At 58.5% G+C, this 24,860-nt stretch carries 24 protein-coding genes; 10 read left to right on the top strand and 14 right to left on the bottom strand.

Going from position 1 to position 24,860, the window contains the following annotated elements; genetic code table 11:
• The first annotated feature begins 41 nt into the window (after positions 1–41).
• Positions 42–788 carry an SDR family oxidoreductase gene (locus tag ACTRWH_RS18560; RefSeq protein WP_228210729.1) on the top strand — a complete coding sequence of 249 codons (747 nt, stop codon included), beginning with the start codon at positions 42–44 and terminating at the stop codon, positions 786–788.
• Between the two features lie 8 nt (positions 789–796).
• Here ACTRWH_RS18560 and ACTRWH_RS18555 read toward each other — a convergent pair whose 3' ends face one another.
• Positions 797–3,364 carry an ABC transporter permease gene (locus tag ACTRWH_RS18555; protein WP_228210730.1) on the bottom strand — a complete coding sequence of 856 codons (2,568 nt, stop codon included), beginning with the start codon at positions 3,362–3,364 and terminating at the stop codon, positions 797–799.
• Positions 3,354–4,025 carry an ABC transporter ATP-binding protein gene (locus ACTRWH_RS18550; protein WP_228210731.1) on the bottom strand — a complete coding sequence of 224 codons (672 nt, stop codon included), beginning with the start codon at positions 4,023–4,025 and terminating at the stop codon, positions 3,354–3,356. The genes ACTRWH_RS18555 and ACTRWH_RS18550 overlap by 11 nt, the downstream gene beginning before the upstream one ends.
• Before the next feature lie 198 nt (positions 4,026–4,223).
• On the opposite strand from ACTRWH_RS18550, the gene ACTRWH_RS18545 reads away from it, so the two are divergent.
• A complete protein-coding gene (locus ACTRWH_RS18545; protein WP_085680970.1) occupies positions 4,224–4,490 on the top strand; it encodes a DksA/TraR family C4-type zinc finger protein in 267 nt (88 codons plus the stop codon).
• Positions 4,491–4,604: 114 nt separating this feature from the next.
• Here ACTRWH_RS18545 and ACTRWH_RS18540 read toward each other — a convergent pair whose 3' ends face one another.
• Positions 4,605–5,783 carry a magnesium transporter gene (locus ACTRWH_RS18540; RefSeq protein ID WP_228210732.1) on the bottom strand — a complete coding sequence of 393 codons (1,179 nt, stop codon included), beginning with the start codon at positions 5,781–5,783 and terminating at the stop codon, positions 4,605–4,607.
• A gap of 88 nt (positions 5,784–5,871) precedes the next feature.
• Positions 5,872–6,102, bottom strand: a complete 231-nt coding sequence (locus ACTRWH_RS18535) for a hypothetical protein (RefSeq protein WP_007154336.1) — start codon at positions 6,100–6,102, stop codon at positions 5,872–5,874.
• A gap of 118 nt (positions 6,103–6,220) precedes the next feature.
• Here ACTRWH_RS18535 and ACTRWH_RS18530 point away from each other — a divergent pair, with 118 nt between their 5' ends.
• Genes ACTRWH_RS18530 through ACTRWH_RS18515 form a run of 4 tightly spaced genes read left to right on the top strand, consistent with a single transcriptional unit; the run spans position 6,221 to position 9,323 of the window.
• Complete coding sequence (locus ACTRWH_RS18530) at positions 6,221–7,177, top strand: LysR family transcriptional regulator (RefSeq protein WP_228210733.1); 957 nt, start codon at positions 6,221–6,223, stop codon at positions 7,175–7,177.
• Between the two features lie 46 nt (positions 7,178–7,223).
• Entirely contained in the window at positions 7,224–8,048 is an 825-nt protein-coding gene (locus ACTRWH_RS18525; protein ID WP_151981969.1) for an HAD family hydrolase, read from the top strand.
• A gap of 51 nt (positions 8,049–8,099) precedes the next feature.
• Complete coding sequence (locus ACTRWH_RS18520; protein WP_228210734.1) at positions 8,100–8,432, top strand: YnfA family protein; 333 nt, start codon at positions 8,100–8,102, stop codon at positions 8,430–8,432.
• 24 nt (positions 8,433–8,456) lie between these two features.
• Entirely contained in the window at positions 8,457–9,323 is an 867-nt protein-coding gene (locus ACTRWH_RS18515) for an AraC family transcriptional regulator (protein WP_228210735.1), read from the top strand.
• Here the strand turns inward: ACTRWH_RS18515 and ACTRWH_RS18510 are convergent.
• Positions 9,282–9,875 carry a LysE family translocator gene (locus ACTRWH_RS18510; protein ID WP_228210736.1) on the bottom strand — a complete coding sequence of 198 codons (594 nt, stop codon included), beginning with the start codon at positions 9,873–9,875 and terminating at the stop codon, positions 9,282–9,284. The two genes, ACTRWH_RS18515 and ACTRWH_RS18510, sit on opposite strands and share 42 nt — an antisense overlap.
• A gap of 78 nt (positions 9,876–9,953) precedes the next feature.
• Positions 9,954–10,865, bottom strand: coding sequence for a pirin family protein (locus tag ACTRWH_RS18505; protein WP_228210737.1), 912 nt, complete (start codon positions 10,863–10,865; stop codon positions 9,954–9,956).
• A gap of 134 nt (positions 10,866–10,999) precedes the next feature.
• Between ACTRWH_RS18505 and ACTRWH_RS18500 the strand changes: the two genes are divergently transcribed.
• Positions 11,000–11,695, top strand: coding sequence for an aspartate/glutamate racemase family protein (locus tag ACTRWH_RS18500; RefSeq protein WP_228210738.1), 696 nt, complete (start codon positions 11,000–11,002; stop codon positions 11,693–11,695).
• Positions 11,696–11,712: 17 nt separating this feature from the next.
• Here ACTRWH_RS18500 and ACTRWH_RS18495 read toward each other — a convergent pair whose 3' ends face one another.
• Complete coding sequence (locus ACTRWH_RS18495) at positions 11,713–12,858, bottom strand: arylamine N-acetyltransferase family protein (RefSeq protein ID WP_228210739.1); 1,146 nt, start codon at positions 12,856–12,858, stop codon at positions 11,713–11,715.
• 310 nt (positions 12,859–13,168) lie between these two features.
• On the opposite strand from ACTRWH_RS18495, the gene ACTRWH_RS18490 reads away from it, so the two are divergent.
• Complete coding sequence (locus ACTRWH_RS18490) at positions 13,169–14,461, top strand: cation:proton antiporter (protein WP_091641968.1); 1,293 nt, start codon at positions 13,169–13,171, stop codon at positions 14,459–14,461.
• Positions 14,462–14,491: 30 nt separating this feature from the next.
• Here ACTRWH_RS18490 and ACTRWH_RS18485 read toward each other — a convergent pair whose 3' ends face one another.
• Together ACTRWH_RS18485 and ACTRWH_RS18480 are read right to left on the bottom strand one after the other, a co-directional pair.
• Positions 14,492–15,370: an alpha/beta hydrolase family protein gene (locus ACTRWH_RS18485; protein WP_036208352.1), complete on the bottom strand. Its 879-nt coding sequence runs from the start codon at positions 15,368–15,370 to the stop codon at positions 14,492–14,494.
• Between the two features lie 40 nt (positions 15,371–15,410).
• On the bottom strand, positions 15,411–15,824 hold the full coding sequence (locus ACTRWH_RS18480) for a MarR family winged helix-turn-helix transcriptional regulator (RefSeq protein WP_036208355.1): 414 nt from the start codon (positions 15,822–15,824) through the stop codon (positions 15,411–15,413).
• A 137-nt stretch (positions 15,825–15,961) separates the two neighbouring features.
• On the opposite strand from ACTRWH_RS18480, the gene ACTRWH_RS18475 reads away from it, so the two are divergent.
• A complete protein-coding gene (locus ACTRWH_RS18475; RefSeq protein ID WP_041333119.1) occupies positions 15,962–16,927 on the top strand; it encodes a zinc-binding metallopeptidase family protein in 966 nt (321 codons plus the stop codon).
• 92 nt (positions 16,928–17,019) lie between these two features.
• Here ACTRWH_RS18475 and katG read toward each other — a convergent pair whose 3' ends face one another.
• The gene (gene katG / locus ACTRWH_RS18470; protein ID WP_075196896.1) at positions 17,020–19,233 is read right to left on the bottom strand and encodes a catalase/peroxidase HPI; all 2,214 of its coding nucleotides are present in this window, start codon (positions 19,231–19,233) and stop codon (positions 17,020–17,022) included.
• 284 nt (positions 19,234–19,517) lie between these two features.
• Here katG and ACTRWH_RS18465 point away from each other — a divergent pair, with 284 nt between their 5' ends.
• Entirely contained in the window at positions 19,518–20,534 is a 1,017-nt protein-coding gene (locus ACTRWH_RS18465) for a class I fructose-bisphosphate aldolase (RefSeq protein ID WP_085680991.1), read from the top strand.
• Between the two features lie 21 nt (positions 20,535–20,555).
• On the opposite strand, the gene ACTRWH_RS18460 is transcribed toward ACTRWH_RS18465, so the two are convergent.
• The 4 genes from ACTRWH_RS18460 to htpG all read right to left on the bottom strand — a co-directional run bounded on the left by ACTRWH_RS18460 (position 20,556) and on the right by htpG (position 24,793).
• Complete coding sequence (locus ACTRWH_RS18460; RefSeq protein ID WP_228210740.1) at positions 20,556–21,521, bottom strand: MBL fold metallo-hydrolase; 966 nt, start codon at positions 21,519–21,521, stop codon at positions 20,556–20,558.
• 109 nt (positions 21,522–21,630) lie between these two features.
• Positions 21,631–22,596 (bottom strand): tRNA dihydrouridine synthase, encoded by a 966-nt coding sequence (locus tag ACTRWH_RS18455; RefSeq protein ID WP_228210741.1) that lies wholly within the window; start codon positions 22,594–22,596, stop codon positions 21,631–21,633.
• Between the two features lie 76 nt (positions 22,597–22,672).
• Entirely contained in the window at positions 22,673–22,891 is a 219-nt protein-coding gene (locus ACTRWH_RS18450; RefSeq protein WP_036208369.1) for a DUF2835 domain-containing protein, read from the bottom strand.
• 9 nt (positions 22,892–22,900) lie between these two features.
• A complete protein-coding gene (htpG, locus tag ACTRWH_RS18445; RefSeq protein ID WP_462826725.1) occupies positions 22,901–24,793 on the bottom strand; it encodes a molecular chaperone HtpG in 1,893 nt (630 codons plus the stop codon).
• Between the last annotated feature and the right edge of the window lie 67 nt (positions 24,794–24,860).

Here is a 24,860-nt window from a genome sequence, read left to right as displayed (position 1 = left end):
TAGGCTGATTCAAACAACTCGAACCAGCCAAGGCAAAACCAATGAGAAAGAACATTCTGATTACCGGTGCCAGCACCGGCCTCGGTGAAGGCATGGCCCGCGAATGGGCCGCCAAGGGCTGCAATCTTGCGCTCTGTGCGCGGCGGGCGGATAAGCTGGAGGCATTACAGCGGGAATTACAGCAGGCCTACCCCGATATTCGGGTGCTGGTCCGAGGCCTGAATGTGTGCGACTACGAGCAGGTGTTCGAGGTGTTTCGGGGATTCCGGGATGAGCTGGGTAGTCTCGACCGCGTGGTGGTGAATGCCGGTATTGGCAGCTCACAGCCGATTGGGCGCGGGCACTTTGCCGCCAACCGGCAGACGGCGGAAACCAACTTCATCGCCGCCATTGCCCAGAGCGAGGCGGCGATGGAGATTTTCCGGGAACAGAACAGTGGGCATCTGGTACTGATGTCGTCAGTCAGCGGTGTTCGCGGCTTCCGTGGCCCTATCAACGTCTACGCAGCCACCAAGGCCGCCGTAGCGTCACTGGCTGAAGGCCTGCAACTGGACACCAAGGGCAAGCCCATCAACGTCAGCAACATTATGCCGGGCTACATCCTCACCGACATCAACCGCGATACCAAGAACGCTCCCTTCCGGGTGGATCTGGAAACCGGCGTGAAAGCTCTGGTGAAAGCCATCGAGTCTGAAAAACGCCGCGCCTATGTGCCCTGGTGGCCCTGGACACCGCTCAGTTACGTGTTGAAGGCCCTGCCCTTTGGGTTGTTCGCGAGGGCGATGTAACCGGTCAATTACCCATCCCGTAACAGAACCGCTGGATTCAGCCGCATAGCCCTCAACGTCGGCAGCAAGCCACCCAGCAACGCCAGCGCGCTGACGACGCCGGCCACCAGTGCGCCGATCCACCACAGATCTCCCGCTGGCAGTTTGAGCGCCAGGTCTGCCACCGGCAGCGCGATCAGCGAACCCAGCGCCGTGGCAAACACCGTTGCGAGAAAGGTCAGCAAGCCGGTTTCCAGCAGCATGGAGTTCCGGATGGCCTGGTGCCTGGCACCGAGACAATGCAGCAGGTTGGCCTCGTAGAGTTGGCGCCTGCGGCTGACGCTGACCACGCTGGACAACACCAACAGGCTTGCCAGCAGGCTGACGGACGCAACCGCCGCAAGGCCAGCGGCTGCCTTGTTAAGCAGGTCTCCCGCCGTTTCAAGCCAGTCCGCCGTGCGCAGTGTGATCACGTTGGGGATGTTGCCGGCCAGCCATTGCTGCGATTCCTTGGCGGCGGGGTCGCTCTGGTAGACCGCGCCGACGTACAGGCTGATCAATCCATCCAGGGCGCCTTGCTGCAGAACACCTTCAAACCAGAACCGGGTCTGTAAGCCTTTCTGGCGGTAGATGGCCCGGATTTCGACGACAATCGGCTGGTCCTGGGCCGTGAACTCAATCCGGTCGCCCACCGTTAGCCCGAGTGCGTTGGCTTCACGGTCTTCCATCGCCATGTAGGCCGGCTCCCCTTCCGGGGCCGGAGTGCTCCACCAATTGCCTTTTACCAGCTCAAGGCCTTCCGGATTTCCCGCCAGGTAGGTGAGCTTGTATTCGTCACCCATGGCTTCGCGCCTGGCTCGGGGGTCGTCAGCGAGCGCGTCTGCGATGGGCTCTTTATTGATGGCGGCCATTCGGGCGCGAACCAGTGGCAGAAGCTCCGTCCTGCTGGACGGGTCCAGCGATTCAAGGCCTGACGTGAGCGGTTCCATCTGGTCCGGGAACACTTCATAGAGGATCAGCGCGGGGGATTCCGCCGGGATCGTGGTTTCCAGTGCTCTCAGAAGGGTGGTGACCATCAGGGTGCAAGCCACCACCAGGGTCAACGCGGTGCCGAGCGACAACAACGTTGCCCGCAGTGGCGAATCCGGCCGGTGGAGGTTGGCGAGCGCCAGCCGCCGGGCGAACTTGCGGTCAGCAAAGCCGCTGTTTTCCAGCGCTTTGGCTCCTCGCCGCAGCCCTTTGATGATGCCCTCCAGCAAGGCCCAGAGTACGACCACCGCCAGCAGGAACAGGAATCCCAGTTGCGGCGACGGCAACCAGAACAAGGTGGCGCTGATATAGATCGCCAGCAGCACGTAGCTCGCGATCCGCCATGTGCGGGGTTCGTTACGGGCGGCCTGTACCTGCCCCCGGAACAGCCCAGCCGGTGACGCAGCCAGGGCCCTGGCCAGGGCCGGCAGCGCGAACACGTAGGCGGTGAGCACCGCAAACAGCCAACTCAGCAGCAAGGGAACAAACCACAGGGATAACCAGCCCCCTGCCCCTTTGGGCCCGGACAGCGCGTAGGCGTCGCCCGCGAGGGATATCGCCACCGCGGAAAACCCCAATCCGATTCCGCCACCGATCAGGCCAGCCAGGCTGCCCAGCAGTCCGATCTGCAACAGGTAAATGGCCACCAAGGGTTTTCGGCGCAGGCCCAGCGTCTGCAGGGTGGCGATGGTGCCCAGTTTTTCATCCAGGTAGGCGTGTATGCTGTTGGCGACACCGAGGCCGCCAATAAACAGCGTGGTGAAGGCAATCAGGATGAGCGCTGTGGCAATCTGGTCCAGCCGTTCGGCGATGCGTTGGCTGCGCTCGGCGAAGGTAGTGGTGTCCCAGCTTGGTTCCGGGAATGCCTGTTCGAAGTCCGCCAGCCACGTATCCAGATTCCGGTCGGTCTTCACCCGGTATTCGTAGTCCACGCGGCTGCCTGGCCGGATCAGTTCCGTCGCCTCGACCGCCTGTTCGGAAATCATGATGGGCAGGCCACGCCAGTTGGCATTCAGGCGACGGTCCGGCTGTTTCTGGATCAGGCCGCTGATGCGAAAGTTGGCCGCGCCGATTTCGATCTGGTCCCCGATGGTCTGGCCCAGGCGTTCGGCCAGCAAGGGGTCGATGACCGCGCCCCATCGGCCATCCTTGCGAGCGGTTAGCTCAGTACGCGACTGGTCCGGCGTTAGCTGCAACTCACCGTAGAGCGGATAGGCCGCATCCGGAATCAGGATCTCGGCGCGAAAGAAGCCGTCACCGCTTTCGCCACTGACAATCGTGTCGAACTCCCGAACCAGCGAAAGAGTCCCGGTGCGCCCTACCCAATCGATCACGTCACTTGGTAACGGCTCACTGGCATCGAGCTCCACATCGCCACCCAATAACATGCGGGTATCCGCCAGCAGGCTCTGCTCGATCACCCGGTAGAGGCTGGCCGTAGCGGCCACCAGGGTAACGCCGAGGATAAGGCAGGCGAGAAAGACCTTGAGCGCAGAGATGCGCGATCGCAGATCGGTGATCGCGAATTTGACCATCCACAGCGGCGTTGTCTGGGCGTTACGCTTCATAAAGGCGCCCACCATCCATCCGGACCCGGTGCTGGCAGCGCTCCGCGACACGTTCGTCGTGGGTCACCAGCACCAGGGTGGATTTGCTTTCCTTGTGGAGGTCGAACAGCAGCGAGAGTACTTTTTCTCCAGTGGCATGGTCCAGGTTGCCGGTGGGCTCATCGCCCAGCAGCAGACTTGGCTGGTGCACCAGTGCCCTTGCGATCGCGACACGCTGTTGCTCACCCCCGGAAAGCTGTCCTGGATAATGCTGCAGCCGGTGGGTAAGGCCGACCGCCTCCAGCATCGAAAGGGCCTGCTTGCGGGCATCCAACTGCCCGGCGATTTCCAGCGGCAGACTGACGTTCCCAAGTGCCGTCAGGCCCGGCAACAAATGAAAGGACTGAAAGATGATGCCCAGGTGTTCGCTTCGCCAGTCGGCCAATGCGTTGGCATCCATCTCGCCCAGGCGCTGGTTGCCTACGAGGATCTCTCCACTGGTCGGGCGCTGGAGCCCGGATAGCAACAGAAGCAGCGAGGTTTTCCCGCTTCCGGAGGGGCCGGTAATCGCCAGTGTGTCGCCGGGCGGGATCGTGAGTGAAGCGTTGTTGAGCACCGCGACGGTGCCTGACTCAGTTGGGTAGGTAAGGTTAATGTCGCTTATCTGGACGCTGGTGGACACAAAGGCACCTTTCTTTTTTAATAACAGAATGTAGCTTGCACGGCGATTATGACGATAGCGGGCAGCCGCGCAGAAGCTGGAAAATGATTGACAGTGATTCAAAGTCATTGAGAGTACGAGCAGTTTTCCAGACTAGCGCACCGTACGAAACGGGTCAGACGCAGTTTTACACGACTTTTGCAAAGATGGGAGAGCGCTATGGCAGGTGGTTGGTCCCGGGATGGCGCCGTTCAGGATCAGATCGACGCGAGCGTAGAAGACGAGGTGCAGCGCGCACGCAGCCAGTTGGCGAGCGGCGAGAGTGCCACCCATTGCGAGGAGTGTGACAGTGCGATTCCGGAAGCGCGCCGCAAAGCGATTCCCGGGGTTCAACTTTGCGTTGCGTGTCAGTCTAGTCTTGAAAAACACGAAACGTCTCATGGTGGTATCAATCGCCGTGGCAGCAAGGACAGTCAGCTGCGCTAGTTCAAGAAATACGGCATCCGTAAACGTGAAACTGGCGTGCTTTTCTCGCTTGAAAGGAACTCTTCAAAGAACCCGCACAGTGATGAAAAGTGAGCCTGTCCTAAGACAACGTGGTTACAGCACCAACGAGGTTGCAAGGAACAGCATCAAGCCCATACCGATAATGTCGGTGAACGTTGTCAAAAAGATGCTGCTCGCAGTGGCTGGGTCGGCGCCGAACCGTTTGAGCACCAACGGCACCGCCACCCCGAAGATACCGCTGCCCATGCAGGCGCCGACCATGGCGATGAAGATAACGAGGCCGAGCATGGCCGGGTTAGCGGAATCGGTGGACAAGGCATAAGCAAACATCGCAATACCGGCAATGACGCCGACGGCAGCGCCATTGAGTGCGCCCAGTAGAACTTCCTTGCGCAGCAATCGCCGGATCGGATAGTCATTGATCTGCCCCAGGGTGATGCCCCTCAGGGTAATGGCCAGCGCCTGACAACCGGTGTTGCCGCTCTGCCCGGCAAGAACCGGCAGGAAGGCGGCCAAGGCAACAATCTGAGCGATAGTGCTCTCGAACATGCCGACTACGAAGGCAGCAGCGAACGCGGTAATCAGATTCACCTGCAGCCAGGGGTGGCGCATGCGAAACGCCGCCAGCACCGGTGTGTTGATCTGTTCTTCCTTTGCCACACCGTATTGGGAACCGGCCTGGGCGCTGAGTTCCGATGCGATGCGTTCGTAGAGCTTCCAACCCCGCACCTCGCCCACTACGTGCTGCTGCTCGTCCACCACCGGGTACATGCGGTAGTGTCGGTAGAGCACTTCACTGACTGCATCCTTCACCAGCGTGCCTTCCTGGAACGCAAACGGCTCTCGCACCATAATGGTAGCCAGCGCCTCAGAGGGTTTGGCCAGAATCAGGTCCCGCATGCCGACCACACCCACCAGGCAGTCATTATCCGTCACGAAAATGTAGCTAATCTCCGAAACATCGGCGCTTTTCACCATGAAGGTCAGCGCCTCCGCCACGGTGTAGCTGTCCGGTAACGTTGCTGTTACCGGCGTCATCAGTTCGCCGACGGTTTCTTCCATGCCGGAAAGCACTGCGCGGGTCGCCGCTTCTTCCGGTGCGGACAGATCCCCCAGATGTGAAGCGATGATCTGTGCCTGTTCCGCAGGCAATCGCGAAAGGATGAACTGAATATCGTCCACGGGTGACTGCATCAGCTCTTCAGCGGCATCCAGCGGATTGAGATCGCGCATACGCTCAATCCGCTCGATCAATTCCATATTCTGGGTCATTTCGCGCTCCGACATCAGTGCCTGTTATATGACTATAGCAACACTGAACGATCAGCACCGGTTGGCGTGCCGCAGCCGGAGCGTTCTTCTAGTGCAGACGTAGCAGCCGGTTCAGGCCCCGGATCATCGCCCGCATGAGGTCTCGACGCGCCCTGCGCTGATCCCGCTTCACTTGCTCAAGATTGACGCCTCCCATCCCATCGCGATATCTGAGCGGTATGCTGCTCCGGTGCAACTCTTTTGCATTACCGTCTGCCGGCTCGCGGAAAGCCAGCGAATTGCCACCGCTAAGGTAGGTCTTTTCTGCTGAGATCAACATGTCTCTATCCTCCCTGGCGCCGCACCTTGTGGCGGATCGCACTGGTTGTCGTATGAGTTCAGGTACATGCTAAACTTGTTCTAAACTGCAAACTATTCCCTAGAACCGAGAACAGACTTTGCAAAAACGAACAGATAAACAACCCAAAAAATCGCCCGCCGCCTCCGCGAGAACACGGAGCAATCTGGCGTGGAATGACTTTGAACTGGTGCTCGCCATTGCTACTTCTGGCTCGCTCTCTGGCGCGTCGCGGGCGTTGGGCGTGAGCCACGCTACGGTGTTCCGGCGGCTGGGCGATGTTGAGCAGCGCCTTGGGGTGATTCTCTTTGAGAGAGGCCGCACAGGTTATCGGCCAACTCTGGCAGGGGAAGAACTCGCAGACACGGCAAAGGTCATGGACGAGGCCGCCCTGGCCGCCGAGCGCAAGGTGGCCGGCCGTGACCTGGAGCCCAGTGGCGAAATCTGGACCACCACAACGGACTCTCTGCTGATGGGTGTGCTGGCACCGTTGTTCACGCAGTTCCGGCACAAATACCCAGGCATTGTGTTGGATGTTGCGGTGTCCAACCAGTTGTTCAATCTCACACGTCGGGAGGCGGACGTGGCTATACGTCCCTCCAACCGTCCACCGGAAAACCTGATTGGCCGGCCACTGACCACCCTCGGCCAGGCTGTCTATGCTCACAAAGACCTCGGCCTGACGCCGGGAACCTCCATAGAGGCCCTTGCCAGTGAGCCCTGGATTGGCGCCGGGCCGAGGCTTCAGGATTCCTCCGTGGACCAGTGGATGGATAACCACGCGCTGAAGCAGGCCTGTGTTTACCGTGTGGATACCCTGGTGAGCATCCTCAGCGCCATTCGCTCCCGCATGGGGCTGGCCGTGATGCCCTGCTATCTCGCGGACGAGGACCCGGACATCGTTCAACTCACCGACCCCATCCCAGAGTTGGAATACGGCCTGTGGTTTCTGATGCATCCGGACCTGCGAGGCGTGGTGAGGATTCATGCGCTGATGGATTTTCTGACTGAGGCCGTCCGCGCCCAGAAAAATCGCCTGGCCGGGCGTCGTTTGTAATAACCGGCTACGCTGATGTCATCCATGGAAAGAAGGCACAAAGACAATGCAATGCGCTCTGATCTATGACTTCGACGGCACCCTTGCCAAAGGCAACTGCGCCGAACACGGCCTGATGCCGGCCTTGGGTTTGAACGAGCATTCCGACTTCTGGCCGGAAGTGAATCGCAAGAACCGTGAGCGGGACGGCGATGAGATACTCACCTACCTCGGCGAACTGGCCAAGCGCGCCCGCGATGAGGGCAAGCAGGATGAGCTGAAACCGGAGAGACTACAGGCCTACGGAAAGTCCATCCCCCTGTTCCCCGGGGTCGTGGACTGGTTTGACGCCATCAACCGCTTCGCCAGCGACCAGGGTATTGCCCTGAGCCATTACATTGTCTCCAGCGGGCTGGAGGAGATGATTCGCGGCACGCCGGTGGCAAAGCATTTCAAGAAAATTTTCGGGTGCCGTTATCACTATGATGAAGCCACAGGGCATGCCAAGTGGCCCGCCGTGGCCATCGACTACACCACTAAAACCCAGTACCTTTTCCGCATCAACAAGGGCATCGAGAACAGCTGGGACAACGTCACCATTAACGAATACATTGAACCCGGTGAACGCCCCGTGCCCTTCGACCACATGATCTATTTCGGCGACGGTGACACCGATATCCCGGCAATGAAAATGGTGAAGGCGCAGGGCGGGTGCAGTCTTGCGGTGTTCGACGGTGACAAATGGGGCGACGGCAATACCCAGAATAAGATCGAAAAGCTTATCTCCGAAGAGCGGGCCAACTACGTGGTACGGGGCGATTACACATCCGGCAGCCAGCTGGATGTAACGGTTCGAGGTATACTCAGGCTGTACAAGCGGAAGCATGGCTAAATGAACGCGGAGAAAGCCGCCGACTGATACTGAACGGGAAACAGCAGCGTGATGCCAGAATTGAAAACCGTCGGCCTCTTTTTAGTGACCGCCCTGGCCGAGATCGTCGGCTGCTACCTGCCCTATCTGTGGCTGCGGGGAGGCAAGACCATCTGGCTGCTGATCCCCGGCGCCCTGAGCCTGGCCGCGTTCGCCTGGTTGTTATCGCTGCACCCGACGGCCGCTGGCCGGGTGTACGCAGCCTATGGTGGTGTTTATATCTTTATGGCGATACTTTGGTTATGGGCCGTGGATGGCGTTCGGCCAACGGTCTGGGATCTGGTGGGCACGGCTGTGGCTTTAACGGGCATGGCCATCATTATGTTTGCGCCCAGGGGCACGTAACGCACTGAGGATATGATGGCGGGCATGACCAACACCACCGTGAGTAAACCCATTTTCTGGCGCGATGCCCGACTGCCCCATGTGGAATTACGCAAGGTCAGCGACGGACGCCAAGTCTGTTATGCCCCTCACAGCCATACGCAATGGTCCATTGGCGCTATTACCGGCGGCGAAAGCACCTATCAGTATCGGGAGGATCTTTTCCATGTCCGCGCTGGTGATCTGGTACTGATGAACCCGGAGTGGGTTCATTCATGCAATCCCATCGATAACCAGCCCTGGGCCTACCTGATGCTGTATGTGGATACCGGATGGTTGACAGATCTGCGGTTTCGGGCCGGGCTGCTGCCCACCCCACACTGGCAGGACATTGCCACTGCAACCCTCTCGGAGCCCACCTGGTATGAGCGCTACTGCCGCATGGCAGAGTGTCTTCTGGATGCTCAGCGTGACCTTCTCGACAAGCAGACCGAAGTGGTGGAGTTCCTGTCAGACCTGATGCATGAGTTGGCCCGGCAACCGGTGATTCAGCAACCAAAGGCGCCGGATACCCTGACTGAGTTGGCGCGCTATCTGGACAACCACATTGCAGAAGACGTATCGCTGGATACGCTCTGTGAAATTTCCGGTTACAGCGCTGGCCACCTGATCCGGGCGTTCCGGCAATATTTCGGGCTTACGCCCCACGCCTATCTTCTCAACCGCCGCATCCAGCTAGGGCGCCTTGAGCTCGCCAACGGCACCCCTATCGCCGAGGCGGCACTGAACGCAGGCTTCGCCGACCAACCTCATTTCCAGCGCACGTTCAAACGGCTGATGGCGGCAACGCCGAATCAGTATCGACAGTCCTCAACCAGTCACCAGATACAGGCAACTGATCGCAAGCAATAAAGCCAAAGTCCGGTTGATGGTCACCAGCACCGCAGGCCGCTGCACGTATCGCCGCAGGAAAGCCCCCGCATACACCCAGCACGCCAGGGACAACCAACAAATCGGCAGGTAGAGCGACGCAAACAGCAGGATCTGGTTCAAATCGTTGGCGCTGGTATAGGCGCCGATGCCAGACGCCGAGGCCAGCCAGGCTTTGGGGTTCAGCCACTGCATGATTGCCCCGGTACCGAAGCCCGGCGCCTTATCAACACCCGTTTCCGGTAACTGACCGCTGTCCATGGCCAGCTTTATACTCAGATAAAGCAGGAATGCGACACCGCCCCATCGCAACAACGTCTCCAGCATCGGCACCACGGTCAGCAGCGAATAGAGCCCCAGCCCCACGGCAACGAACAGTGCGATGAAGCCCAGGGTTGCCCCGGTTACGAAGATCAGCCCCCGGGAAACCGGATAGCGGGTGCCACTGCTCAGACAAACAAGGTTGACCGGCCCCGGGGAAATGGACGCCGCCAACGCAAACGCGGACATGGGCAGAATCAGGGAAAGGCTCATGGATGGTATTCTCCGTTCAGGTTATGAGCGGAGTTTGCCCCGAACACCGAAGCGGGTATTGAACAAAATTGCGGTTCTCTAGTACGGAATAAATTCCGCCTCATCCCCAACCACCTTATCAAACCGCCCTGCCCGCCAATCGTCCTTGGCTTGTTCGATTCGTTCTTTCCGGGACGATACAAAGTTCCATTCGATAAACCGGCGGCCTACCGGTTCACCGCCGATCACCGCGATGCGGGTGTCTTCCGTAGCGGTGACGGATACACCCGGTTCACGAGCAAACACAGTCATACTGTGCGCTGGCAGTTCGGAGCCATGAGCCGTCAGGCCGCCCTGGGCCACGTAAACAGCACGTTCGGGGGCATCGGGCAGCTCGAGTGTCTGCCCGGCCTTGATGGAGGCTTCCAGATATAGGGTGTCACTGAATTGTCGCACCGGCGAAACCACACCATAGGCGCTGCCGATCATAACCCGTACCGGGACATCCTGGATGGTGATGGCCGGGATGTCGTCAGTTGGATAATGATGGAAAGCTGGCTCTGTCTCCTCATGGTCTTCCGGCAGCGCCAGCCAGAGCTGCAGGCCATGCAGCCGGTGATCCTCTACTGTGATGCTGGGGCGTTCACGTTCAGAATGGGTGATGCCACGGCCGGCCACCATCAGGTTAATGTCGCCGGGGCGGATGGGCTGGAGGCTGCCGATGGAATCCCGATGGAGAATCTCGCCCTCGAACAGGTAGGTCACGGTTGCTATGCCAATGTGCGGATGCGGGCGCACATTGATGCCCTGCCCCGCCGGAAAATCCGCCGGCCCCATTTCATCAAAAAAGATCCAGGGGCCAACCATTTTCCGTTTTGCAGTCGGTAGCAGGCGGCGCACGGAGAAACCACCCAGATCCGTGATGCGAGGGCTCAGTATGGTTTGAATTGCACTGCAGGGTGCCTCGATAGCGTCGCAACGTTGTTCGGCAGACTCCAATACATTACTCACGGCACCGCTCCTATGCGTATGTTCAGGAAGTTCCACATTGCCCCGAATACCTGAGATGTTCAACTATCCAATACAGCTACGGACGTATTTGTTAGTCTCATCGTGTCTACCATTGTTAGAACAGGGAGCGTTTTATGAAAACCATTGGCCTTCTTGGCGGTATGAGTTGGGAATCCACTCAAACCTATTACCGGCTGATCAATGAGGGCGTGAAATCACGTCTGGGCGGATTGCATTCCGCAAAGCTGGTGCTCTATAGCGTGGACTTCGCGGAAATTGAAGCGCTTCAACACCAGGGAGACTGGCCGGCAACCGCCAGAATTCTTTCCGGCGCAGCGCTTTCCCTGGAGAACGCGGGAGCGGATTTTCTGATGATCGGCACCAACACCATGCACAAAGTAGCGCCGGAGATTGAAGAGGCTATCAACATCCCCCTGCTTCACATTGCCGATGCCACAGCGAAGGTGCTGACACAGGACAACATCCAGCGCGTGGGGCTCTTGGGTACACGGTTTACCATGAAGCAGGCCTTCTACCGCGAGCGCCTGGAAGCGGCTGGCATTGAGGTGGTCACACCGGATGCTCCCCAGCGGGCGGAGGTTCATCGGGTCATCTACGAAGAACTCTGCCAGGGCGAGATCCAGGCGGCTTCCCGGGAAACGTATCTGGCCGTCATCAACTCACTGGCCGAGCAAGGTGCGCAAGCTGTCATCCTGGGATGCACGGAAATCGGCCTGCTGATCAAGCAGACGGATACCCCCGTCCCGCTGTATGACACAACGGCGATCCATGCGGCGCAGGCGGTGAATCAGGCCCTCTCGGGGGACTGAATTCAGCAGGGGCCATGCTAGCGCTCGGTCAGCAAGGCAGCACGCTCAATCATTGGGCGCCAGTCCGGTTGCACCGGCAGTTGGAATGTATCCGCCAGCACCCGTTCTATACCATCTGCCTCCAGGACCTCCCGGTGAGTACGGCCATCGGAATAACGGACCGTATAGCGGCCGTTCAGCAGTGTGTAGCGGGCCTCCGTGGTGGTGCGAGCCACCATCAGGTTTCTCCGGAAGTGTGAATCCGGGTGCTCAGCGGTGTACCAGTTGGCAACCTCGTAGTCACCTTCCAGACGGGGTTCTCCAGACAACTCGTAGACGGGCTTCCATTGCTCGTCTATCCACATCTGTAGCAGCATTCCCGGCCCGAACGGGATCAGCCGGAATGTCTCGTGGGAAGTGGCCTGGGGTTCTATCGTGTCCATGCGGAGCGGCGTCGTGAGTACGCAGCCTCCAAAACCCACGTCCACCAGCCACGGCACGTTGTCCACAACAACCCTTAGCGCCATGTGAGAGTATGGCTGCGGGGCGGTCCCGGGTGCTGCATTCCAGCGTACGCGGGCGGAAAGGCCTTCCACGTGGAAACCGATGGCCTCAAGCACTCTTTTGAACAGGCCATTGTGCTCAAAGCAGTAACCACCGCGCCTGCCATGGACCAGCTTGTCTTCTACGGCATCCGGGGCGATATTCACGCCGCGCTCCAGCAGTACATCAATGGCCTCGAACGGGATGGCGTCCGGATGGCGCTCATGGAGTTCTTTGAGAGTCTCCAGGGTCGGTGCCACGGGCCCCTCACGACCGATGCGTGCCAGGTAAGGCTCCAGGTCCACATTCGGTGGGTACGAGCACTCCAGAGCCGTGGCAATCTCATAGACCGCAAAGGGGGCGTAGGTATCCAGGAAGCGCACATCGGCGTTGCGCTCCCGGAACTGTGCTTTGAGGGACTGGCCGGCTTCACCAAGAAGACCCCGCCCAAGAGCGATGAGATCATAATTCCGGGCGTCGTAACGCTCCGTTGCCTTCTCAGGCTCAGCCGTGCCCTGGGCATCGATACCCAGGGCCGTGAGTTCACCCAGCACCGCTTCCAGGACCGCCTCGGAACGCCCCAACACCAGAACACGTGCTCCGTTCAGGGAAATAGAGTCCTCCTTAACTGCTGTATTCATGCCGTTACCTCCCCATAAGGATTGTTAAGCCGGGCCTCACGGATGCTGCCATAGATAACGCCCACCTCAATGTCCTGGCTCATGATATTGGTCTCCTCGCTGTATTGTGGATGTGGTTATGGACGATAAGACCTAAACCTTAGTTTAGGTCAAGCCCCCGATTCACCGATACCCGCGGCCGCATCGGTAATTACTGAACCGTATAGGAAACTCGGGGCTTTCCGCTGGCAGAATTCCGGATAAGAGCGCATCGTTAGGAATCTCGATTACCGCGAGGCCTTTACTTCACCACTCTCTTACTGAGTTACCTATGACCACTGCTACCTGGTTTCTATTACTGGGCGCCCTTCTTCTGTTAGTGGGCTTTACGGCGTCCTACATCAAAAACGGGCCTGCCACGTCAGCCATTGTGTACCTGCTCGTCGGTTTTGTTGTCGGCCCGATGGGCTTTGGACTGTTCCACTTCAACCCACTTGAAGAATCCGCACTGCTGGAACTACTGACCGAAATAGCCGTGTTGATTTCGCTGTATTGCGCTGGCGTTAAAATGCCCGCCCCGGTGACCTTCAGGCGGTGGCGCAACCCCCTGAGACTGGCGGTTGTGTCGATGTCGCTGACCGTGGGTATTGTGGCGCTGTTTGGATACTTCTGGCTGGCCCTGCCCCTAGGCGCAGCCGTACTGCTTGGTGCCGTAGTGGCGCCCACCGATCCGGTGCTTGCCACCGAAGTACAGGTTCGGCATGCCGATGATCCTGACCGGCTGCGGTTTGCGCTAACCAGTGAAGCAGGAATGAACGACGGCAGCGCCTTTCCTTTCGTGATGCTGGGGCTCGGACTGTTAGGTTTGCATGATCTGGGAGATGTCGGGTGGCGATGGTTCGCGGTTGATGTTGTCTGGGCCAGCGGCGCGGGAATCGTCATCGGTATTGTGGCCGGCTGTCTGGTCGGCTGGCTGGTTCAGAAACTGCGCACCACGTTCACCCACTCCGAGTTTCTGGAAAGTTTCCTTGGGCTGGGCCTGATTGCGTTTGCCTATGGCATCAGTCTGCTGGTCAATGCCTGGGGATTTCTGGCGGTATTCAGCGCGGCAGTGGCATTGCGGCATACCGAACTGAAGCTGGCCGGTCTTAAGCAGTCCTATTCAGATGCAACGTCCGGAGAAACCTATCCGGGCGAGGCGCCGCTGGCCATCGCCCATGTGCATCAGAGCTCTCTGATATTCAACGAACATCTGGAGAGGCTGGCAGAAATCGTTCTGGTCCTGCTGATTGGCGGTTCCCTGTTCTGGGATTCATGGAGCTGGCGCGCGGTTGGTTTCGCCGCCTTTCTGTTCTTCGTCGCCCGCCCCATCAGTGTTCACCTTGGCCTGCTCGGCAGCAAGGCGCCGATCCGGTTGCGAAATCTCGCGGGTTGGTTCGGTGTGCGGGGTATTGGTTCTCTCTACTATCTGATGTACGCCATCCAACATGGGCTGCCGGAAAACATTGCCCTGGAGTTGATTCACCTGACCCTGGTGGTGGTCGCCCTGTCGATCCTGGTTCATGGCGTAAGCGTTAAACCGGCCATCGCTCGATTCTGGCGGGCGCGAAAATCGGCGCACTGAAGCGCCCGCCATAGTGAACATTCTGCTCGATCAACGAAGCAGTGGCAGCAACGTGTTTTGCCAGATCGACGTTTCATATTGCTCGCGGAACCACCCAAGATGGCCAATGCGACTTTCGCCAACCTCCTTCGGATGAACTCGGTGCATCGTGACAGCCGCGTGAGTGTAGAAACTGTGCAGTGAATCAACATTCCGCCGGGACATCATTTCGTCATCAGAGAAGGCGACGGCGGAAATGGGTACCTTTACCGCAGCGAACTGCTCGCGCAGTGCCCGGCCTTCTTTCCCCACCGCGTATTCGGGGTCGAGGCACCATTGCCGCCACTGGCGTATCACATTGGGCGGTAAGTCACCCACGATGTTCAGGCGCTTTCCGGGAAAATAGCCAAACATCCGCACACTGACAGGTGCCATGAAGTACCACAAAAACCAAGCAATGCGTTTGGTGGGTGGTGAATTCTCACGCCAATAGCCGCTGCCACAGGCGACGGTAACCGCGTGATCCAGATCGTTTACGTTCGGCGTCATACCCAGCAACTGGCCGCCGACGCTGTGCCCAATCCATTGAAGACGCTGCCCCGGGTAATGCTGACGGGCGAAGTCGATAACCGCCCGGCAGTCTTCACTCCCCCACTCCGTCACCTTGACCGGGCAATCCCGAAGATGGCTGTTCAGGGAGGCGCCCATACCGAAATAATCGAAGGTTATCGCGGTAAAGCCCTGGCTGCTCAGATAGCGTGCGAATTTCTCGTAGCAATGCTGCCCCACACCCATAGCGCCAGCTACGATGACGACCGAACTGGACTGAGCCGCAGGAAATACCCGAAGCTGGATTCGATGACCACCCGGTGTTGTGACGGGCACATCCTTTCTATTGGTTGGGGGTAATGAAGACTCCCTGGCACTCATGATAGTTCTCCTGATACTTGCCGAATACCTTGCCCTGGTGTCAGAAATCGTTGGCGAGATGATTGAGGAACTTAAGGATGACGGTCACTTCTTCGTCACTGAAACCCTCGGTCATACGATTGTTCAATTCCGTGATCAGCGGTTTGGCGCTCTCGATTTTCTCGCGCCCGACATCGGTGAGATACAGGCGGGATGCACGGCCATCCCTGTCACAGGTGCGTCTCTCCAACAGGCCCTTGTTCTCCATCCGCCCGGCCAGCCCCGTCAGCGCGGAACTGTTCAGGTGCAGGCTGTGGGCCAGGTCCTTCAGCAGACACCCCTCGTCACCCGCAACCAGCAACAGAGCCCCCACCTGGGTGACCGAAATACCCAGCGCTTCTTCGCTGCGCTGGTCAGCGTGTTTGTATACTCGATGGCGGGCCTTGTTCAGGAGATAGAAAAACCGTTTATCCATTAGTCATCCAGTTACTTCACATGTGAATCAAATATACTACACGTGTGAAATATCTGACAAGCCCGTCAACGCAGCGTTGGACATCCGGCGCAGTCAATTCCTATACTCGAAGTCCATTCCGCTGGAAGACTTTCTTTATGCGCGTTTTCGCCAACCCCGTCGGTTCCGGCTCTCTCTGGTTTGATAATCTTGCTACGGCTGACGGTACGCCGGTGGCCTACGACCCCCAGGCGCGAGCATTTCTACCGATGCCACCCTTCTGCGCCAACCGGGACGTGATTGGCTGCAACTGGATCGCACCGGAGCAAGGCGCTTTCTGTCGCGCCTGTGCAATGACGGCGCTGGCACCAGACCCATCGATTGCCAACGCCATCCCCAACTGGGCCCAAACCGAGGCCTCCAAACGCTGGGTGATCGATAATCTGGGTCGCTGGCACTGGTTTCGCCCGGAAGACCCCGGCGCAAGGCCGGTGTTCCATATGCTCGCCGAGGGCCCTACTCCGGTGCCAATGGGCCACGCCCAAGGCGTCGTCACCATCAGTGTCGCAGAAGCAGACCCGGTGCTGCGCACCACCCGCAGGGAGGCGCTGGAAGAGCCCTACAGAACGATGATTGGCCACATGCGCCATGAGATTGCCCACATGCTCTGGTGGCGTCTGAGCCTGCGTGAGGACTTCCTGGATGCCTTCCGCGCAATGTTTGGTGACGAGCGCATCAGCTACCCGGGCGCGCTTCAGCACCACTATGAGAACGGCCCGCCGCAGGACTGGAAAAAGTTCTACCTCACCAGCTATGCCTCGGCCCATCCCCATGAAGACTGGGCGGAAACCGCGGCGCATCTGTTACACCTGACGGACCTGACCGACAGCTTTGTGGCCTCCGGTTTAACCTCTCCGGAAGTGCCAGGTCCGAACTGGGATCCCTATTCAGAACCAGACGCCCAGCGTTTGATCCATATCGCCGCGTCCATCGCCATGGGCGTGAACCATGTAAACCGGTCAATGGGTCTGTCTGACCTGTACCCCTTTGTTCTGTCGGATTTCGCGCGCCACAAGCTGGCGTTTGTGCATGACTGGCTTCGCAGGGGTGCCCAGGGGCTCTGAATAGCAGAACTTGCATAAAAAAACGGCGTTTCAACTTTCATTGAAACGCCGTTTTACTATCGAAATGCCCGCACTTTGGTGCGGGCATTCAATCACGACAGATCGAAACGATCCGCGTTCATCACCTTGTTCCAGGCGGTGACGAAGTCCTTGACGAACTTCTCCTTCGCGTCTGCCTGGGCATACACCTCAGACACCGCGCGAAGCTGCGAGTTGGAACCGAAGATCAGGTCCACACGCGTACCGGTCCACTTCACGTCGCCGGTTTTGCGATCGCGCCCTTCAAACACGTCCGCGTCAGCCGATGTTGGCTTCCACTCGGTGTTAAGGTCGGTCAGGTTCACGAAGAAATCGTTCGTGAGTTTGCCCGGCGAGTTGGTCAATACACCGTGCTTCGATTGCTTGTAATTGGCACCCAGTACCCGCAAGCCACCTACCAGTACCGTCATCTGCGGTGCGCTCAGGTTCAGCAACTGCGCCTTGTCGATCAACATTTCCTCGTCGGAAACGGTGAACGCCGCGCGGCGATAGTTGCGGAAGCCGTCCGCTTCGGGCTTGAGCCAGTCAAAGGCTTCAACGTCCGTCTGGTCATCGGTTGCATCGGTGCGTCCCGGTGAGAACGGCACGTCGATGCTGTGGCCTGCATCCTTGGCGGCCTTCTCAACCGCGGCATTACCGCCGAGCACGATCAGGTCAGCCAGGGAAACCTTCTTGTTGCCCGACTGGGCATCGTTAAAGGACTTCTGGATGCCTTCAAGCGCCTGTAGCACCTTCGCCAGTTGCTGTGGCTCGTTTACTTCCCAGTCTTTCTGGGGAGCCAGGCGGATGCGGGCGCCGTTGGCCCCACCGCGCAGATCGGAGCCACGGAACGTCGACGCGGCAGACCATGCGGTGTAAACCAGCTCGGAGACCGACAGGCCCGCTCCCAGGATCTTGCTCTTAAGGTCAGCAATGTCCTGGGCATTGATCAGTTCGTGATCGACCGCTGGCACCGGATCCTGCCAGATCAGGTCTTCTGCCGGCACTTCCGGGCCGAGATAGCGGGCTTTCGGGCCCATATCGCGGTGCGTCAGCTTGAACCAGGCGCGAGCAAAGGCGTCCGCAAACTCTTCCGGGTTCTTATGGAAGTGCTCGCAGATCTTGCGGTATTCCGGGTCCTGCTTCATCGCCATATCGGCGGTGGACATCATGATTCCCACGCGCTTGGACGGATCTTCCGCATCAGGCGCCATGTCTTTCTCGGTCAATCCTTTCGGCCGCCACTGCTGGGCGCCGGCCGGGCTCTTGGTCAGTTCCCACTCGTAGCCAAACAGCACGTCAAAATAGCTCATGTCCCACTGGGTGGGGCTGGGCGTCCAGGCGCCCTCGAGACCACTGGTGATAGCATCACGGCCCTTGCCGCTGCCATGGCTGCTCTTCCAGCCCAGGCCCATCTCTTCGATCGGCGCTGCTTCCGGTTCTGGACCAACTTTGTCGGGATCACCGGCCCCGTGGGTCTTACCAAAGGTGTGACCGCCAGCGGTCAGGGCTGCTGTTTCATAGTCATTCATCGCCATGCGAGCAAAGGTCTCGCGAATGTCACGAGCCGATGCCAGCGGGTCCGGATTCCCATCCGGGCCTTCCGGATTCACGTAGATCAAACCCATCTGTACCGCAGCCAGGGGGTTTTCCAGATCGCGATCACCGGAATAACGGCTGTTCGGCTTGTCGCTGGTGGCCAGCCATTCCCTTTCCGCACCCCAGTAAATGTCTTCCTCGGGCTGGAAAATGTCCTCACGACCACCGGCAAAACCAAAGGTCTTGAAGCCCATGGACTCAAGGGACACGTTGCCAGTCAGGATAAATAGGTCGGCCCAGGACAGCTTGTTGCCATACTTCTGTTTGACTGGCCATAGCAGGCGGCGGGCCTTGTCCAGGTTGCCATTGTCAGGCCAGCTGTTGATGGGCGCGAAACGCTGGTTGCCGGTGCCGGCACCACCGCGGCCATCACCGGTTCGATAGGTACCGGCACTGTGCCAAGCCATGCGAATCATGAACGGACCGTAATGGCCGTAATCCGCGGGCCACCAGTCCTGTGAATCTTTCAATACGGCTTCGATGTCTTTCTTGACCGCAGGCAGGTCAAGCTTCTTGAATTCTTCGGCGTAGTTGAAGTCTTCCCCCAACGGGTTCGACTTGGGGTTGTGCTGGTGCAAAATACCCAGGTTCAGCTGGTTCGGCCACCAATCGTTGACACCCGGACCCTCGTCCTGCAGCTTTGTGCGGGCCCCGTGCATAACCGGGCATTTACCTTCGTTTCCGCTCATATCACTCTCTCCGTGGGTTGCTACCATCTATTTCACTGTTTCATTGATCGTTGTTGCACTGACAAACTGAACCAATCAGCTACCAATCTAGTCAATGTACTCCCATTTTTCACTATTAGTTCAGGTTGTTTTTTCGTACCAATGTCATAGTTTTTGTTTATCACTATATCTCCCGCGAGTTACCGGTTGATAACTGTGATCTGCTTGCTGAAGATCTATACTGAACACTCGGGGTTTGAAACCAGAGTTTTAAACGTTCACTGGCATAGCGACGGGAGTTTTGGATGAACACTCAGGAACAGCTTGAAAGCACCATCCGTGAACTGGTCTGCGAAGGTAAGGGCATTCTGGCGGCGGACGAGAGCAACCCAACCATCGCCAAACGGTTCAAGGCGGTTGGTGTGGAATCCACCGAAGAGAACCGACGACACTACCGCAACCTGATTCTCGCTGCGCCGGGGCTGGGAGAGTACGTCAGTGGTGTGATCCTGTTCGAGGAAACCCTGCGACAGCACGCGGACGATGGCGCCAGCCTGCCCTCTGTGGCGGCAAAACAGGGCATTGTGCCCGGCATTAAGGTGGATAAGGGCAAGGGCCCGATGATTAATGCACCCGGTGATGAGATTACCGAGGGCCTGGATGGGCTAGCCCAACGGCTTGAAGACTACAAACAACTCGGTGCGCGGTTTGCCAAGTGGCGGAACGTATATCACATCACCGATACCAACCCCAGTCGCGCTGCCATCGAGGCAAATGCCGAGGTCTTGGCACGCTATGCCGCCATCTGCCAGTCCTGCGGCGTGGTGCCCATTGTGGAACCCGAAGTGCTGATCGATGGCAACCATAGCATCGAGCGAAGCGCGGAGGTGAACGAGGCCGTTATCAACGAGGTATTTCAGGCCCTGCGACGCCATCGTGTTGAGCTTGAGACCATGATCCTCAAACCCAGCATGGTGACGCCTGGCAACGCCAATGGCCAGAAGGCAAGCCCAGAGGACGTGGCAAAACACACCTTGGGAGTGTTCCGGCGTGTGGTGCCGGCAGCGGTGCCTGGTATCAACTTCCTGTCCGGTGGCCAGACCCCGGCGGAAGCGACCCTGAACCTGAACGCCATGAACAGTGGCCCGGCCCTGCCCTGGACACTCAGCTTTTCCTACGGGCGGGCACTGCAGGAGCCGGCCCAGAAAGCCTGGGCAGGTATTTCCTCCAACCGCGAAGCTGCCCAGGCCGCAATGGTTAAACGTGCCAAGTTGAACAGCCTGGCCACCCTGGGGCAATACTCATCAGAAATGGAAGGCTGACCGCTACGGCCAGCCTTCCTTTCAACAACCGTCGGTGCAGTGGGCAGTACCATCAAAGCTCATGGTTTTGCCACTAAGAGGAACGTGAACGGGCATTGAGGACAGGCTGATGAACTGTTTGGTGCGCGTTCCGTCCCGGACCATGCCATCCTGTGTGGCGGCCTCATTGGCGTGGGACGCGATCACCGCGTTTGGCGTGATCAGGTCATTTACCACGTAGGCCGCCTCTTCCGGGCCCGTGGTGTAGGTGTCACCGATGTTGAGAACCACAAGGCTGGCGCCGTAGTGGTCTTTGACAACCAGTTTCTGCTCAGCGGTGATACCGGTATCGCCGGACAGGTACACCACCAGGCCATTGGTGAACGTGAGCACGTAGCCGGTGGGCGGTCCGACACTGGCGCCGACGCCCGCCGCTTTCAGGTATTCCGCCAGCGGGCCGGTGAGAAAGCTCGGCGACAGGCCGTTACTGTGCACGGCGGGCACGGTCGTGATGGCCACACCGCCCACCACCCGTTCAGCCCCGAACCTCACCAGCAGTGAATCCTCTGGATTACCCTCAACGCTTTTGAGCTTGCTGGCGAAAAACGCCGGCATTTCGCTACCCGTTACGATCTTTGCCTTCTTGGCGGCGGTGATGTTCACGGAATTGGACTCAGGAAGCACCACCACCGGAACCTCCGGCCCACCACAGCTACCCTGATTGACGTCGCGGATATGGCGATCCCCCACATGGTCGCCATGAACGTGGGAGACCAGCACCACATCAATGTTGCCTAATCGGGGATCATCGGCACCCGCAACGGTTCGACCGGCGTCATAGAGAATACGGGTGCCATTGGGGTCTTCAAAGATGAGCGCCCGGTCCATGGCGCAGAATTCGCCATCATGGCTCCCAAGCGGGGTGACCTTGACGGAGTCGGCGGCAGCCGACAGCGATACGGTGCTTACCAGAAAGGCAGCAACCAGGCTCTTGCAGGCGTTGTTCATTTCTCCCTCTCCACGGTTTTTGGCGGTACCGTAACCAATACGATGGATGCGTCACTTCATAGCAGTGTAGCTGGAGAATGGAATTCCGGAGCAGTAAACGTGAACAGATCTATGCAGCTTCAGTCACCGGGACGGGCTGTCGCAGGCAAGCCAGCATGGGTGCCACGTCACGGATCTTTCTGGCTTCAGGCCACAGCCACTGGGCCTCCGCGTAGCCGCCACGCAGATAGTTCAGCCATTGTTTGATACGGCCGGTCACGAACCTGTCTTCAAGGCGTTCCTGCAGCGCAACGGCGTAGCCCTCTACCAGCCTGACCACCTCGGGCCAGGTCATATCCGCCACCGATTCCTTACGTTGACTGGCACGAATCCGCCGTGCCAGATCCGGTCGGGCGATCAGCCCACGACCGATCATCACATCGTCACAGCCAGAGACCTCCCGGCAGCGCCAGTAATCCGCCACGGTCCAGATCTCGCCATTGGCGATCACATGGGCATTAACCGCTTCCCTGACCCGGGCCACATCTTCCCAGTAAGCCGGCGGCTTGTAGCCATCCACCTTACTGCGGGCGTGAACCACGATTTCGGACGCGCCGGCCGCTTCCAGCGCCTGGCCACAGGCAACGCCCATGGAACGGTCATCGTACCCCAGACGCATTTTCGCGGTCACCGGCACATGGGCAGGTACGGCGGCACGAACCGCTTCCGTAATCTGCTGCATCAATTCGGGCTCGCGCATGAGCACACAGCCACCCTTGTGCTTGTTCACAGTCTTGGCGGGGCAACCGAAATTGATATCAACCTGTGTGGCGCCCAGCTCCACCGCCTTGACGCCATGCCGGCCCATCTGGACGGGGTCCGAGCCCAACAGTTGAACGGCCACCGGCACGCCAACCTGGGTTTCGCAGCCGTTGTGCAGTTCCGGGGCGTATTTGTAGAAAATACGGGGCGGCAGCATGCCCTGAGTCACGCGAATAAATTCCGTTACGCACCGGTCGATGCCACCAACGGCTGTCAGTGTCTCTCGAATGGGTGCATCAACCAGCCCTTCCATTGGGGCAAGGATTATTCGCATTGGGGCTCCACGAATTGATCAAGGAATAAACGGGTGGGAATTGTAGAGAACTTTTAAGGGCGTTGGTAGGCCGGAATTACAAGCGTTCCACGCTGACGAACTTGCCCTGGTCATCAAACAGGATACGGAAACTGCCCTGGACGCCGTCACGAAGGTAAAAGCGGGAGAGAATACGGGCCGGGAAGCGGACGGAACGCCCGTCCCGGGCCCTGGTGTGGACGTCCGTCGCCGAACCCTGATAGAGCTTGATCCACTCATCAGGGCTGATATCGACGTCCACGATAATCTGCTGCATCAGGCGGCCTTAGTTGGCAAGCTCAAGCAGCAGGCGGTTCAGGCGGCTTACATACGCGCCCGGGTCCTGCAGTTGTTCACCACTGGCCAATGTGGCCTGGTCCAGCAATACGGCAGACAACTCCTTGAAGCGGTCCTCGCCCTGCTCGTTCTCAAGGCGCTGAACCAGCGGATGCTCAACGTTGATCTCGAAAATCGGCTTGCTGTCGGGCACTTTCTGGCCCGCCGCTTCCATGATTTTCTTCATCTGCGCGCCCATATCGAAGTCGCCAACTACCAGGCAGGCTGGTGAATCAGTCAGGCGGTTGGTTACCCGCACTTCCTGCACCCGGTCATCCAGTGCGGTCTTGATGCGCTCCAGCAGGTTCTTGTGTTCCTCGGCAGCCTCTTCCTTGTGCTTCTTGTCTTCCTCAGTTTCCACTTCGCCAAGGTCGAGATCACCACGGGCAACGTCCTGGAACTGTTTGCCGTCGTACTCGTTCAGATAGCCCATCATCCACTCATCGATGCGGTCAGAGAGGATCAGCACCTCGATGCCTTTCTTGCGGAACACTTCCAGGTGCGGGCTGCTCTTGGCGGCCATGAAGTTGTCGGCGGTGATGTAGTAGATCTTGCTCTGGCCTTCCTTCATACGGCCGATGTACTCATCCAGAGACACGGTCTGCGCCTGCTCACCGGTATGGGTGGACGCAAAGCGCAGCAGGCCGCCGATTTTCTCGCGGTTACTGAAGTCTTCCGCCGGGCCTTCCTTCAGCACAGTGCCAAATTCATTCCAGAACTTCTGGTACTGCTCCGGCTCTTTCTTGGACAGCTTGGACAGCATATCCAGAACCCGCTTGGTCACCGCTGTACGGATGCTTTCAACGGTGCTGTCGTTCTGCAGGATCTCACGGGAGACGTTCAGCGACAGGTCGTTGGAATCGATCACACCCTTGGTGAAGCGCAGGTACAACGGCAGGAACTGCTCTGCGTCGTCCATGATGAACACGCGCTGCACGTACAGCTTCAGGCCACGAGGCGCTTCCCGGTTATACAGGTCAAACGGCGCACGGCCAGGCACATACAGAAGGCTGGTGTAATCCAGCTTGCCTTCAACCTTGTTGTGGGACCAGGTCAGCGGGTCTTCAAAGTCGTGGGCAATGTGCTTGTAGAACTCCTTGTACTCCTCGTCCTTGATCTCACTGCGGGACAGTGTCCACAGGGCGGTGGCGTCGTTGACGGTTTCATATTCGCCCTTTTCGCCCTCTTCCTCGGATTCGGACTTCATGACAACCGGGAAAGAGATGTGGTCGGAGTACTTCTTCACCAGGTTGCGCAGACGGAAACCGTCGGCAAATTCTTTGGCGTCATCCTTCAGGTGCAGGACGATCTGCGTACCGCGTTCAGTCCGGTCCACGTTCTCAATGGTGAATTGGCCATCGCCAGCAGACTGCCAGTGAACGCCCTCTTCTACCGGTGTACCGGCGCGACGGGTAAACACTTCCACGGAATCGGCCACGATGAATGAGGAATAGAAGCCAACACCAAACTGACCGATCAGCTTGCTGTCTTTCTTCTCGTCACCGGAAAGCTGTTTGAGAAACTCGGCAGTACCAGACTTGGCAATGGTGCCCAGGTTCTGGATAACATCGTCCCGGTTCATGCCGATACCGTTATCGGTCAGTGTGACGGTGTTCTTTTCTGCGTCGAAGTCCAGGCGAATTTTCAGCTCCGGATCGCTTTCGAACAGGCTGTCGTCCTTCAAGGCAGCGAAACGCAGTTTGTCTTCTGCATCCGACGCGTTGGAAATCAATTCACGAAGGAAGATTTCCTTGTTGGAGTACAGGGAGTGGATCATCAGGTTAAGCAGTTGCTTAACTTCGGTCTGAAAACCCAGGGTCTCTTTTTGCGATTCAACCGTCATGGCTTGTTTTATCTCCTGCTGTGTTTGCTTCGGTGGAGCGGCGTGGGTATGAAGCCCTGTCCAAAAC

It is taken from the genome of Marinobacter sp. G5_S1_61_S3 (assembly GCF_054968585.1).
The sequence above is the reverse complement of the archived record's forward strand: the minus strand, read 5'-3'. Positions and strand labels throughout refer to the sequence as shown.